The 14,478-nt window shown below is 70.0% G+C and carries 6 protein-coding genes; 4 read left to right on the forward strand and 2 right to left on the reverse strand.

Annotated elements, in window-relative coordinates; all coding sequences use genetic code 11:
• Positions 1-203: 203 nt before the first annotated feature.
• Together ACFV88_RS05785 and ACFV88_RS05790 are read right to left on the reverse strand one after the other, a co-directional pair.
• Positions 204-701 carry a hypothetical protein gene (locus ACFV88_RS05785; protein ID WP_385486409.1) on the reverse strand — a complete coding sequence of 166 codons (498 nt, stop codon included), beginning with the start codon at positions 699-701 and terminating at the stop codon, positions 204-206.
• Positions 702-706: 5 nt separating this feature from the next.
• The gene (locus tag ACFV88_RS05790) at positions 707-8,113 is read right to left on the reverse strand and encodes a polymorphic toxin-type HINT domain-containing protein (RefSeq protein WP_385486411.1); all 7,407 of its coding nucleotides are present in this window, start codon (positions 8,111-8,113) and stop codon (positions 707-709) included.
• 536 nt (positions 8,114-8,649) lie between these two features.
• Here ACFV88_RS05790 and ACFV88_RS05795 point away from each other — a divergent pair.
• The 4 genes from ACFV88_RS05795 (at position 8,650) to ACFV88_RS05810 (ending at position 14,477) form a co-directional block, all read left to right on the forward strand.
• Positions 8,650-12,228 carry a DNRLRE domain-containing protein gene (locus ACFV88_RS05795; protein WP_385486413.1) on the forward strand — a complete coding sequence of 1,193 codons (3,579 nt, stop codon included), beginning with the start codon at positions 8,650-8,652 and terminating at the stop codon, positions 12,226-12,228.
• 226 nt (positions 12,229-12,454) lie between these two features.
• Positions 12,455-12,892 carry a hypothetical protein gene (locus tag ACFV88_RS05800; protein WP_385486415.1) on the forward strand — a complete coding sequence of 146 codons (438 nt, stop codon included), beginning with the start codon at positions 12,455-12,457 and terminating at the stop codon, positions 12,890-12,892.
• 131 nt (positions 12,893-13,023) lie between these two features.
• Complete coding sequence (locus tag ACFV88_RS05805; protein WP_385486740.1) at positions 13,024-13,641, forward strand: thiol-disulfide oxidoreductase DCC family protein; 618 nt, start codon at positions 13,024-13,026, stop codon at positions 13,639-13,641.
• Positions 13,642-13,652: 11 nt separating this feature from the next.
• Positions 13,653-14,477, forward strand: coding sequence for a TetR family transcriptional regulator (locus ACFV88_RS05810; RefSeq protein ID WP_385486417.1), 825 nt, complete (start codon positions 13,653-13,655; stop codon positions 14,475-14,477).
• The last annotated feature ends 1 nt before the right edge of the window (position 14,478 follow it).

Genomic DNA, 14,478 nt, shown 5'->3' on the forward strand with positions numbered 1-14,478 from the left:
CGCGCCCCCTTCGCACGGTGGCCTGCGTCGCGCGAACGGCACGGCGCGGGGCGTGCGCTGTGCTGCTGTGCTGCTGTGCTGCGCGATGGGGGGGCGGTGGACGTCCGCGACGAACTCCATGGGCCTGCCACCCGTCCTGCACTCGCTTCGCACGTCCAGCGCTGACCCTTCCTTCACACCCCTTCCTCGCATCCGCCACTGCCTCAGCGCGATCTCGACGCCTGAAGCAGACTGCATGCGGAGGACCAGGACGGCAACGCCTCTTGGACCTGCTTCAGGTCCATACCTGAATAGTCGGGTGGCACATCGCCGATCCCTTCGCATTCGAGGACATAGAATTCCGCCAACTCGCCCGTCACCGCAAAGTGCGCCTCTGGGAAGAAACCGAATCTCAACCGAAAGAACTCACCTACCCGATCAGGGACACTGGACACAACCGTCAGCGCCGCGAGAGGGCCTTGCCTTACCGGCGATTTCCAATCAAACGAGCGTAGTCCCCGAACCACGAGCAGCGCAGAGTTCCCCACATCAAACTGGAGCGATGTTCGCAGTTCGAATAGCAGAGTCGCAGTGGAAGTCAAATTGCACACCCGAGAGTCGAGCAATTGCGACTCTTGCAGCGCATCCACATCCCGCAGAGGATCCACTTCGACTGCATCAGCGGCCGTCGAGAAAGCATTGCCGCCTACGAGTTCATTCATTGAAATCATGGAATCGGAATATGATTGTAAGGGTCAGCCTTGCTAACCGTCTGCCCAGTTAGGGGATTGACCGACTGACCCGCCTTGTTCATGTACACCACATAGCCGTTCGGGTACTGATATTTTCCGGTAGTGACAGGATCCATCACTCGCACTTGCACCGTCCTTGGGTCGAGATTCTTGGTCCCGGCCGGAATTGCGTAAGTCCAGCCCTTACCTGTAGCGACCGGTGTGCCAGCAGCCCCCTTGGGCATGGGCAGAACCTCACCACCGGGCCCGGTCACCGCCCCGATGGAACAGCTGCTGTTGTGCACGAGGACCGGCGTCGTACCCGCCAGCACATAGTACGTATGCAGGTCGGCGACGGTCAGGTTGTAGACCGCGGCCTGTTGGGTCCAGCGCTGGATCGCGGTGATCTGGATGTGCGTGCCCGAGCTGGTCCGCAGGAGCTGTCCGACCGCCAGGTCCGTGGCGTCGACCCACTTGCGGAGTTCCGGGAGCCAGAACGGGTGACCGTCCGTGGCGACGATCGAGGAATCCCCGGAACGCGCACCCTTCTTCTCACCTGCCGCAACGCTGATCTTGACCAAGTGCTTCTGGCCATCACCGAAGATGGTGGCGGTGACCTTCTTCGCAACGGTCTTGCCGGTGTTCGGGTCCGTGGCGAGGACTTCGTCCCCGATCTTCACGTCCTCGATCGGTTTCTGGCCACCGGCAGCCATGGCGACGAGCGTTCCGGCCGTGAAACTGTTGCCCGGCGCGCACGACGACCCCTTGCTCTTCCCCGGCGCCTTCTTCGCCAGCCCGGCCAAAGCGAGGTCGAACGTGACCTTCGCGCTGGCCTCAGCCAAGCGCCCGTTGCTGAAGTCGCCCGCGATCTCGGTCGCTCTGTCACCGATACCTTGGACGGACTCGTAGGCCATCGGGATTGGTGAGTAATCCAGCAACGCTTCGCAGGATTCGTCACCCGTGACGCAGTCCCAGGTGTCACGTGAAGCCTGCCCCCACAGACCGGTGACCCCACTGACAAGCTTGCCTGCCTCACCACCAATCGTGTTCGTGAATTGGCGGAGGAAGCTCGGCTTCGCGACGACCGGCTGCTGGGCTCCCGCCCCGGTGCCGCTTGCACCACCGGTGGCGTTTCCGGAAGACCTGTTCGCTCCTCCGCCCCCGGAACTCCCCGAACTCCCGGTCGACCCTCCCCCTCCGCCAGCCGTCCAGTTCCTGCTGGCCGATCCCGTCGTCTGGACCGTGCACGCGGCCGTCACACAGTGCCCGTGCCCGCCGCCCTCCGTGACCGTGCCCGCAGCGCTGTTCAAACCACCCGTGCCCTCTTTGCACTGGTCGGTCACGCAGTATCCGGCGTACAGCCCCGTCGGGTCGCTGGAGCTGATCGGGGTGTTGTTGGCGTACGCGTAGCCGTTGATCTGGAGCGGGTCGGCCAGGTCCATGATCGGGTCGATGCTGATGAAGCGGCCGGTCTCGGCGTCGTACTCGCGGGCGCCGATGTTGGTGAGGCCCGTGACCTTGTTCTCGATGCCGACGCCCAGGTAGCCGCGCTTGTTGGGCCAGGTCGCCGGCTGGGGTCCGCGGACCTCGCCGTAGGGCTTGTAGGCGCGGCGGGTCACCGTCTGGTTGCCGGTGAGTTCGACCGTGGTGTTGGCCGTGCCCAGGTGGTCCGTGATCAGCGCGCTGCGCAGGTGCGCGGTGGTGGAGCCGTTGTTGGTGGTGCGGGTGACCGTGGGCACCCCCGACTGCGCGTAGCTGCGGGAGGCCCGGGTGATGGTGCCGCTGGCGTTGGTGGTGAGTTCGGTCTCGCCGAGGTACAGGGTGGAGCCCGTGGGGGAGTTCTCCAGCAGGCGGTTGCCGGCAGCGTCGTACACGTACCGGGTGGTGGTGCCGGACTTGGAGTCGGTGAGGGAGTCGAGCTTGTTCTCCTGGGTCCACTGCAACTGCTGCGTGGTCGCGGGCAGGGCACGGCGCTCGGTGTTGCCGATGACGTCGTACGCGTAGGTGCTGCCGCCGCCGGTGGACCGGGTGACTGAGGTGAGGGTGTGCGGCTGGACCTCGTGGGCCGGGGTGGTGCCGTTGCCGGGGACCTGCTTGCCGTAGTGGTAGGTGTGGGTGACGTCGTTGGCCGGGGTCGCCGGGTCGTGGTCGGTCATGGTGGCCCGGTTGCCGATGGTGTCGAAGGTGTACGACTGGCGGTAGCCGGTGGCACCGCCCGCCACCGTGCCCGCGGCGGGTGCGGCGGCGGCCAGGGACGTGGTGAGGGTGTTGTCCGGGCCGGCGGGCTGGGCGGGCGTGCCGAGGGCATCGGCGACCGGACCGCTGGAGGGCGCTCCGTCCGTGCGGTACCCCCAGATGGAGCCGTTCTGGGCCTTGCAGCCCGTTCCGGTGCCGGTCGGGGCGATGTTGGAGGTCCAGGCGTGGACGACCTGCCGCAGGGTGTCGTGGGTGAAGCACTGGTTGTCCCAGCTGGATCCCGCCGCGTCCGCGAGCTTGCGGGCGTGGGCGGTGACCGCGCCGGTGACGTCGTACGCGTAGTAGCCGTCGGCGACGCGGTGCGGGCCGGCGGTCTCGCGGTCGGTGACGGTGCGCTGGAGGCGCCCGGTGTGCCGGTCCACGAAGTTGGTGGTCCACAGGCGGTCCGGCTGGGAGCCGGTGACCGAGCGCAGGACCTCGCCGTACGGGGAGTACGTGACGTCGGAGGTGTACCAGTTGAGGCCGGAGTTGCTCTCGGGCAGGCCGTCCTCGTTGTAGCGGGTGACGACCGTTTCGGCGGCGAGGCCGCCCTTGGCGGGGAGCGTCACCGAGTGGGGCTTGCCGGTCGGCGTGTAGGCGTACGCGTAGGTGTAGGTGCCGGAGAGTCCCGTGGTCATCGGGTTCGACGGGATCTGAGTCTGTCGGCCGGTGGGCCGGTATTCGGTGTCGTAGCCGGTGACCCGGTCGACGTAGTCGCCGGCGGAGGTGTGCCGGGTCGAGGCGACGGGCAGTCCGAGGGCGCCCGGCGCGTCGAAGGTGAACGCCTTGGCGGGGTCGGCGGTCGGGGAGCCGTGGCGGACCTTGGTGACGCGGCTCAGCTCGTCGTACTCGGTGTACGTCGTGCGCTGTTTGGCGTCGCGGACGGACACCGCCCGGTCCGCGGCGTCGTACGTGGTGTGCGTGGTCCCGCTGTCGGGGTCGACGGTGTCGGTGAGCCTGCCCCGGGCGTCGTGGGTGAACGTCCAGGCATTGCCCTCGGGGTCGGTGACCTCGTCGCGGTAGCCGCGCGCGTCGTAGGAGTACGCGGTGGTGCGCCAGGCCGACGCACCGTCGGACTTGGTGTAGTGCCGGATGGACTCCACCCGGCCGAGCGCGTCGGTGAAGGTGCGGGTGGTCGGGGACGTGTCACCGGGCGGGTTGACGATGGTGCTGGTGTCGGCGTACTTCGTGGTCGTGAGGTACCGGAAGTCCCGGCCGTGGTAGACGGCCTGCTTGGTCAGCCGGTCCTGGGCGTCGTAGACGGACTTGACCGTGCTGGGGATCAGCGTCGGGGACTTGGCCTGGAACGGGTCCGTGACGGGTTCGCCCTTGGCGAGGTAGCCGCTGGTCTGGTCGGAGACGAGGCCCCGCTCGTCGTACTTGGTGTCGCTGATGATCCGGCCGGGGCCGTGGGCCTCGGCCTGGGTCTGGATCTGACGCAGCAGACCGTCGTACAGGGTGACCTGTCGGCTGTATCCGCCGTCGTCCTTGACCGTGCGCACGGTGACGGCGGCCGGTGAGGTCTTGTCCGCGGTGGCGATGGCGCCCCGGTAGGAGACCTCGACGTTCGGGGTCCGGTTCCCGGCGCTGCGGGAGGCGGACCAGCCCTTCGTCAGTCGGCCCAGCGCGTCGTACTCGGTGCGGGAGACGCGGCCGTTGGGGTCGGTGACGGTCAGCGGGAGGCCCCGGCCCGGGTCCAGCGTGGTGACGGTGGCGTGGCCCTTGGCGTTGATCGTCTTGGTGGAGGTGACGGGGCCGCCCGTGTCACCGGGGGTGTACTGGGTTTCGGCGGTGCCGAGCAGCGGGCTGGTGACCTTGCGGGGCCGTCCGAGCGGGTCGTAGGTGTACGTCGACGTCACGGAGTGGGCGGTGCCCTCGCCGTTGATCCCGGCGACGGAGGTGGGGGCGCCCTTGGTGGGGGTGGCACCGTGGGCGAGGTCGTCGTAGCTGGTGCGGACCGAGCTCTTCAGTTCGGTGGCCGGGTCGGCGGCGGCGAACCCGGCGCAGGAGGTGGCGGTGGTCCGCACCTCCTTGGGCAGGCCGATCAGCCAGTCGGTGGTGTTGTGGACGTACGAGGTCTTGGTGCAGGTCCGGTCGGAAAGGATTTCACCGCCACCGCCGCCGCTGGTGGGCTTGACGACCGAGGTCTCGGACTCGACGGGCAGGCCGTGGTCGGGGTCGACCTCGGTGGTGTTGCGCACGGCCCGCCAGCTCCCGTTGTCCAGGTGCTGGATGGCGTCGGTGCGTCGGATGCCGGTGCGGTGGGCCTTCAGCGCGCTCAGCTCGACGCCCCCGTCGGCCTCGCGCTTGCGGGACGCCGTCTCCTTGGACCACGGGTGGTTGAGGACCCGGCGCACCACCTTGCCGCCGGAGTGGTCGTAGACGATGGTCTCCGCGGTGGTGCCGGCGTACTGGGGCTCGTCCTTGCCCTGGGGGGCGCCGGTGGAGTCCTTGAGGTCCTCTCCGGTACCGAGGTAGTAGCGGGTACGGGACAGGGAGTGGGACTTGGGGTTCTCCTCCGCGGACTTGGTGATGCTCTTCATGCCCTTGGTGACGCTGACCTGCCGGTAGCCACGCCAGTCGCTGTGGGTGCGCAGGGCGTGGGGCTGGAACTCGTCCTCGGACAGGGCCCAGGCGGGTTGCTGGTAGGCGTACTTCACATGGACGGGCTTGCCGTGGGTGGTCACCTTGTCGACCTCGGTGACGGAGGCGACCACGTACTTGTTGAACCACGCCTTGGAGGGGGTCTCCACCTCGCCGTCCGGGGACCAGCGCACCGGGTAGCAGGTGCCGTTGTTGCGGCCCTTGTCCGCGGCGGGTTCGGTCCGGCATCCGCCGGTGTACTCGACGGAGACCTCGCCACCGGCCTCGGTGGCGACGGAACCGATGCGGGGCCGGATGAACGGCGGGCGCTCGTCGTGCCCGACCTTCGGCACCAGGTTGGGCAGGTACTTGTCCTTGAGCGACTTGCGCAGGGGGGAGGTCGATCCCACGCTGTAGGGGCCGAAGCTGACGCCGTCCTCGTGCTGGAGGGTGCCGGTGGTGTCCCCGGGGGCGAAGCCCCTGCGGGTGATCGAGTCCAGCCACAGGCCGGGCGCCAGGCTGTACCAGTCCTGCGGGAACGCCTGCTTCAGCGCGTACGTGTCGACCTTCTGGAGGGCTGCCGCTCCTGGACGGTGGCCGTACGTGGTGATCTCGGAGAGCCGGATGCGGGACCAGAAGGACGGGAAGGTCGGGCAGAGGTCCGAGGTGGCCTTGCAGTTGAGGTTGCCCGGGGTGTCCCACCAGGCGCGGTAGGCGCCCGGGTCCGCGGTCTGGTCGAACTTGGCGGGGGCGCAGACCGTCGCCGAGGCGAGACAGCGTTCGGCGACCACGAAGTCCACCTTGGCGGACGGCTTGGTGAGGTCCGACGCGCGCATGCCGTACTCGATGTAGTTGGGGTAGGCGGCGCGGTCGTACGCCTCGGGGGTCTTGAACTTCTTCCGCACCGAGTAGTGGTTGGTGGCCTGTTGCCAGTCGATGACCATGGCGTTGCCGTGCACGTCGACGACCTTGTCCAGGCCCCAGCGCCACGCCTGTTGCTTGCCGGCGCCGCAGCGCGAGTCGGCGAAGGTCGTCGCGTGGCACGGCTCGCCGGGGTGGTTGCCGAAGACGGGCACGGTGGAGACGGAGTCGGTGACGGCGTGGCCGCCGCCGACGTCGTGCAGTCCGTAGTAGTAGGTCGTGCCGTCGGTCGTGGTCACCACCCAGTGCTCGCCGTCGTTGTCGCCGTTGGTGGCGCCGACGCGGCGCTCGACCCGGGTGCCGTCGTCGTGCTGCGGACGGTAGATCTCGGTGTCGGTCTCCGGGTTGCTGGTGGCGGGGGCGTCGCGGACGAGTTCGGTGGTCTTGCCGCCGAGCGACATCACGGCGTTGTACGAGGCCCAGCACAGGTCGCTCGTCTTGTCCTTCTTGGCCGTGTTGTTGGGGTCCGGCGCACCGCGGTCGAGGGGTTTGCGGTCCTCCTCGCAGGAGCGGTAGCGGCGCTCGATGTGGCCCGGGTCGTAGTTCCAGCCGTCGCCGACCCAGGACGCCTGCGGGGAGGACACCGAGGTGCGTCCGTCCACGGACTGGGAGTTGTAGCCCAGTGAGACGGACGGGGCGGGGCCGGCGGGCGGCGCCGGAACGGTGATCGGGTAGGACCAGCTGAAGGCCCCCGAGGAGCCGCCGGCTTCCCACTTGCCGCTGGTGGCGAGCGGGGTGGCCTTGAAGGAGCCGCCCGTACCGCTGCCGGAGTCGACGGCTCCGATGACGGCCTTGTCCCCGGTGGCTGCGGCCCGCGTGACGCGACCGCCGTCAGTCGTGCGGTGCAGGGCGGGCACGATGCCCGGGGTGGTGTCGGTGCGGGCGGAGGCGCCCGAGGGCGGCGGGGCACCGGTGCCGTCGGCGGCCGGGTCGACCGTGGCCGTGACGGACGTGTCCGCGGAGTCGTTGGCGGACTCCAGCGGTTCGTACTGCTGGCAGGCCTCTTCGGTGGGCGTCGTCAGATAGCACTCGGGGAACTGGACGAGCCGCAGCCGGGACGACCAGCCCGCCCCGTAGAGGTTCGCGAACTTGCCGTAGTCCAGCTTCACCCGCACGGGCACCGAACCCGTGGCCGGGGCCTGGACCGTGAGGACGGCACCGTCGACGCCGGCTGCTACCGGCGCGGTCCGCGCAGCAACGCTGACCTGCCACGTTCCGGTGGGCGCCGGCTGGTTGGGCGCCTGGCCGAGGCTGACCGGCAGGTTCCCGACGGGGATCGGCGGCGGTGGGGTGGCGGCACCGGCCGCCGAGTGTCCGAAGGCGGCGGGGGTGGTCGGGGAGCCGAAGGAGACCGTGGCGGTGGCGGCCGGTGGTGGTGTGTCGGTGCCCGCCGGGGCCTGCTGCTGGTTCTCGGGGACGAAGTCGACCCGCAGGGACGCGAGGCCCGGGTCGGCGTCTTCGCCCGGTACCGGCTGCTCCTTCGTGAGGCTTTCGAGGTCCAGGGTGTCCCGGCCGACGACCTCGCCCGTGGTCGGAACGGGCGGCACCGCGAACGCGGTCGCGGGCAACAGCCCCACGAGCAGCGCGGCGCTGACCGCCGGAATGACGGCCAGGCGGAAACGGCGGCCCGTGTGCGGGGCAGGCGTGTGACGACGACCGAACAAGACGAGATCCCCCCGGACCGTTCGGAGCGGGCCGGAGAGGACCACGCGTAAGGGCAGTAGCAGTGGCGCAGATTGTGTGTCCGTTGCGTGGAGGTACGCCAGAGATGTCGAGACTATGTGATCATCATCACGGCGCGTAAGGATCTGAACACGCACTGACGGTGCATCAGGTGATTTTCACCGTGAAAGCAAGACGTAAGCGACTGATCCCATATAGACGACCAAGCCGGGCGAGATAGGGCGAACGCCTTGTCAATTTGCCCTGGTTCATTACTTTTTGGAAGATGTGAGCCGTCCGCGGTCAACGGCTCGCCCCCGGTCGGTCCCGGCGGTGGAAACGGGCAGGAACTCCGTTCGGTTCCGGTACGGACCGCGCCTCGCGCCTCACCGGAGGGTGACGGGGGGCCGTGTTTGAGCCATCATCGGCACGCCTCGCCATGCCCAGTTCACGGATCGGGGAGATCCAGGGGCGCGGACGGGCCACAGCTCCGGCCGCACCCTGCCCCGTGCACCGGACTCCAGGGGGAAGGGAACCCATGACGCGCACGACGCGCACACCCGGCGCATGGCTCCGCCCGCGCGACCGACGCGGAACACCGGCCGGCCGGGCTCCGGGACGTCGGACCACCGCGGCCGTCCTGGCCGCCGTGGTCGTCGCGGGCGGCCTCGCGTACGCCGGCCTCCGGCCCGACGGCTCCGCACCGGACCGCGACGACCCCGGCAGCGCCGCACGGAAACCCGCCGCCGGACCGGTGACGGAGTCCGCCGCGGCGGCCGAAGCCGCCCGCACCGGACGGAAGGTCGAGGCCACCGCCCTGCGGACGGCGACCTCCAGCACCTGGGTCCGGCCGGACGGGCTGATGGCCACCCGGTTCCACTCGGCGCCCGTGTACGCGAAGTCGGGTGGTGAGTGGCGTCCCATCGACCTCGATCTGCGGCGCACCGCACGGGGCTGGGAGCCGACCGTCTCCAACACCCGGCTCGTCTTCTCCGCGGGTTCGTCCACCGCCGGTGGACAGCGCAAGGAATCGGCGGACCGGGCGTCCCGGAGCGCGCCGCGCGGCCCGCTGCGGACCACCGTCCGGGAGCAGGGCGGTTCGGTCCGGCAGGAGGGCCGTGCGCAGCCGCCCGCGAACGCCACCGTGTTCCACCCGCTCGCCACGATGCACGTCGGCACACACACCATCGACCTCACCTGGCCCGGCACCGTCCCGGTACCCGTGATCGAAGGCAACCGCGCCCTGTACCCGGAGATCCTCCCCGGCGCCGACCTGGTGATGACCGCCGACGACAGCGGCTTCGCGCCCGTGCTGGTCCTCAAGGACCGCCAGGCCGCCGCCCACCCGCTGGTGCAACAACTCGCCTACGGCCTCGACTCGTCGACGCTGTCGTTCCACCTCGACCCGCTGTCGGGCATGGTCAGCGCGGTGGACGCGGACGGCGAGGAGGCCGCCCTGTCCCCCACGCCACTGATCTGGGACAGCAGTGGCGAACCCGCGGTCACCGACGGCCAGGTGGGAGCCACCGCCCAGCCGACCGAGCCGGAGACGCCGGGCGCCCCGGATCCCGTTCCCACCGCGCCCACGGACAGCCCGAGCCCCACGGAGCTGCCCCTCGAATCGGACGAGCAGACCGACCCCGAGGGGGAGGTCCTGCCGACCGCCACCGATGGCCTCCAGACCGAACCCGAGGAGCCGCCGCTGCCGACCGCACCGGCCGAGCCGACCCCGGAACCCTCCCGGACGGGCACCACGGCGACCCTCGGGCTGTCGTCCCTGAACGGGCCCTCGCCCGATTCCCGCGGCGAGTTGATCGAGTCGGACCTGAACGACTCGTCCTGGAGCCTGACACCGGACCAGGAGTTCCTCGCGGACCCCGCCACGACGTACCCCGTCTTCGTGGACCCGGCCTTCACCAAACCGACGGCGAGTTGGACCACCGTCTACGACAGGTACCCCAACGCCACGTTCTACGAAGGCAAGGGGTTCAACAAGGGCGGCACCCACGAGGCGCGCGTCGGCTACGAGTCCGACACCTGGGGCACCTCCCGTTCCTTCTTCAACATCGACCTGGGTGACCGGCTGGACGGGGTCCAGATCAAGAAGGCCACCCTGTACACCCTGTCGACCTACGCGTGGTCGTGCAGCCCGCGGTCGATGAGCATCCACCTGACGAGCAAGATCAACAAACGCACCAACTGGCGCAACGCGCCGAAGCTGCACGACGGCAACAAGCAGGTGACCCGGAGCTTCGCACACGGGTACAAGACCATGTGCCCGGACGCGCACGTGAAGTTCAGCCTGCGGGACGCCGTGCAGAAGCGCGTCGACCAGGGCCAAAGCACGGTCACGTTCGGAATGCGGGCCCGGGACGAGCGCTCGGAGTACGGCTGGAAGAAGTTCCGTGCCATCGGGGAGACGGCCCCGAAACTGGAGATCGTCTACAACCGCCGGCCCGACGCGCCCACCAACCTGGACCTGGGACCGGAGGCGAAGTGCACGACCACGACGCCCTACGTCCGGGTCGGTGCGGACGCCGTGACCCTGACCGCCCGGGCGTCCGACAAGGACGGCAACCTCGACTACTTCGACTTCGACCTCTGGCAGACGGGCAAGTGGGACAGCGGCGGCGACCGGCTCGGCGCGGTCGGCAAGGTGGACGTCGGCGGCGACCGCAGCGCGGCGCTGCGCACCACCAGCGCCTTCTCCATCAACAACTTCGCCAGCGGCACCGTGTTCTCGTGGCGGGTGCGGGCCGTCGACGACGCCAAGTCGACCTCGTCCTACTCCCCCGCGGCCACACCGTGCCGGTTCGTCTACGACAAGAACGCGCCCAAGCCGCCCCGGGTGAGCTCCGTCGACTTCCCGAACGCGGACGGATCCGAGAACGGGTTCGGCAACGACGCCGAGGACAGCAACTGGTCGAAGAAGAAGTTCGGTACGCCGGGCTCGTTCACGGTCCGCGCGCTCGACAGCGACGTGGTGCGCTACGAGTACGGGTTCAACTCGGAGAGCTACACCGGTTCGGTCAGCCGCACCGCCGGCTCCAGCACCTCGGGCAGCGCGACGATCTCCAACGCCAAGCCGCCCGCCGCCGGGCCCAACGTCCTGTACGTCCGGGTCGTGGACCAGGCGGGCAACGTGTCCCAGCCGACGAAGTACTTCTTCTACGTGACGCCCCGCGACCAGGCCGACAAGGCGGGCGACTTCACCGGTGACGGCCTGCCCGACCTGCTGGTGGTCACCTCGGGCGGCAACCTGGCGCTGTACCCGTCCCAGGGCAAGAGCGACGAGGTGACCAAGGGCACCGGTGACCTCGACTACTCGATGGCGGGGGCGTACCAGACCAACAAGGACAAGGACCCGAACGGGGACGACAAGCCGCTCCACCTCCCCGCCGCGTCGGGGCACTTCAAGGGCTCGCTGATCACCCACAACGGCGACGTCTACGGAGGGGACGGCCTCCAGGACCTCATCGTCCGGGTGGGCGGGAAGCTGTGGGTGTACCCGGGCGACGGGTACGGTGCCGTGAACATCGACCGGCGGCGGGAGATCCTGCTGCCGGAGGGGGCGCCCGCGCCTTCGACGTTCACCCAGGTCCTGTCCGCCGGTGACGTGACCGGCGACGGGCGGGCGGACCTCTTCGTCACCGTCGGGGACGCCCTGTGGATACTCGCCGGCTACCAGGGCGCCACCGTCGACCAGGCGATCCGGCTGACCTCCGCCCCGTGGGCCGAGCGGGACCTCGTCTCCGGATACGACGTCAGCGGTGACGGCGTCGCCGACCTCGTCTACCGGGTCGATCCCGGCAAGCTGGTGCTCCGCAAGGGCAAGCCCGCCGCCGGCGGCGGGGTGGACCTGTCCTCGCTGGCGGCGGCGGCCAACTCCGCGGGCGGCGCCGACACCACGTACGGGGCCTCGGGCTGGTCCGTGGCCGGCACACCGTTCGCGGTCGGCACGCCGGACGCCGACGGGGACGGCATCCCGGACATCTGGTCGGTGCGCTCCGACGGTTCCGTGCGGTTCCACCCCGGGTCCCGGACCGCACTGAGCGGTGACGGGGGTCTGATGATCGGACCCAACAGCCACTGGAAGACCCGGCTCGCCGTGGGCTGACGAACAGGCCGCACCGCCCGCCACCCCAACAAGGACCCGCAGACCCGCAGACCCGAAGGCCGCCCGGACGACTCCCGTCCGGGCGGCCTTCGGCGTTCCCGCACCCCCCACCCCCGGACTTGAACACGTTCAAAAGCAGGTCTACAGTCTCCACTGCCAGCGTTTTTGAACACGTTCAAGAAGTGTTGTGGCCGGACACGGCCATGACCGGAGAGGGGTGGGGACCGTGGATCAGGGACAAGACCTGACGTGGATCGCGTACCTCGTCTACATCGTCGTGAGCATCGGCCTGACCGTCTGGGTCGCGCGCACCCTCAGCCGCAACGGGCGGATCTTCCTGGCGGACGTCCTGCACGGGAACGAGAAGCTGGCGGACGCCGTCAACCACCTGCTGGTGGTCGGGTTCTACCTGGTCAACCTCGGATTCGTCGCGCTGTACCTGACCCAGGACGACGAGATCACCGAGGCGCGCCAGGTGTTCGAGGCGCTGTCGACGAAGCTCGGCGTCGTGCTGCTGGTGCTCGGGGTGCTGCACCTCGCCAATGTGTGGGTGCTGAACAAGATCCGCCGGCGGGGCGTCATGGAGCGGGAGCAGCTCCCCCCGGTGCCGCCGCAGGAGTACACCGACCGCGGCCCGTGGGCCGCGCCCACCGGCAAGGCGTGACGGTCGTGACCGAGGACCCCGCACCGCCGCCGACCGCCCCGGCACGGTCCGCACCGCCCCCGACCGCCCCGGCAGTGACCGCAGGGCCACCGTCCGCGCCCACGCGCTCCACGCGCCCCCGGCCGCCGGCCGTGCGCGGACTCACCGTCCTGTACGACGCCGACTGTCCGCTCTGCACCTTCCTCCGCGGTTGGCTGAGCCGCCAGCCGCAGCTCGTCCCCCTGGACTTCGTCCCGGCCGGATCGGAGCAGGCGCGGCGCAGGTTCCCGGCGCTGGACCACGGGTCGACGCTGGTCGACATCACGGTCGTCGCCGACGGCGGGCAGGTCTACCGGGCCGCCAACGCCTGGGTGGTGTGCCTGTGGGCGCTCGCCGAGTACCGCCCGACGGCGCACCGGCTCAGCAGCCGGAAGGGCGCGAAGCTCGCCAAGGGCGCCGTGATCGCGGCCTCCAAGTACCGGGAGGCCCTGTTCGCCCAGCGGGCGCGGGCGGGGGGTGTCCGTCCCGTCGGGGGGCGGGACGGGCGCCCCGGGTACGCGTGGGCCGGTGGCGCGGCCGGGCGGACCGGGTCCGTGCGCGGGGCCGGGCCCGCCCGCACCACCATGGCCGGCTGGGAGTACCGCAACGACGCGGGTTGGGTGCACGTGGGCGACCCGCCGGGCCGGGGGGCGAACCCGGCAGGAACGGGGGCCGTGCCGCCGGCCCCCGCGCCGCCCACCTGTGCCGATGGCACCTGCTCCACTGACTAGGCTCTGACACCGTGTCCGCAGACAACGATCGTCCGACGAAGCAGCCGTCCGTCGCCCCCGTCCCGGGGGGCGACGGGGGAACCCCGCACGCGGAGAAAGACCCAGCTAAGTCGGAGAAGAGCGCGGAGCGGACGGCGAAGAGCGAGCAGACCCGCGCGCTCATCCTTCAGACCGCGCTCCGGCTGTTCGAGGAGCGCGGCTACGACAAGACGACCATGCGGGCCATCGCCAAGGAGGCCGGGGTCTCCGTCGGCAATGCGTACTACTACTTCGACGGCAAGGAACACCTGGTCCAGGGGGTCTACGACCGGATCTCCGCGGAGCACAAGGCCGCCATCCAGCCGATCCTGGCCCGGGAGACCGACCTGCACGCCCGGCTGGCGGGCGTGCTGACCGCCTGGGTGGACATCGCCGAGCCGTACCACGAGTTCGCAGCGCAGTTCTTCAAGAACGCGGCCGACCCGCAGAGCCCGCTCAGTCCCTTCTCGCCGGAGTCCCGCGCGGCCCGGGACGCCGCGATCGAGACCCACCGGCAGGTGCTCGCCGGGTCGAAGACCAAGGTCCCGGAGGATCTGGCCGACGCCCTGCCGGAGCTGCTGTGGCTCTCCCAGATGGGGTTGGTCCTGTACTGGGTGTTCGACCGTTCCGAGGGGCGCGAGCGGAGCCGGCGGCTGGCCGCGCGGGGTTCCCGGCTGACCGCGCGGACGGTGGGGCTGGCCCGCTTCCGGCTGCTGCGGCCCCTGGTCCGCGAGGTCCACGAGCTGTTCACGGACTTCGGCCCCCCGTTCGACGAGCCCGCGGCCGGCAAGGGCCCCAAGCCGACGTCGGGCGCCTGAC

This window comes from Streptomyces sp. NPDC059816, from assembly GCF_042732055.1.
Lineage (GTDB): Bacteria > Actinomycetota > Actinomycetes > Streptomycetales > Streptomycetaceae > Streptomyces.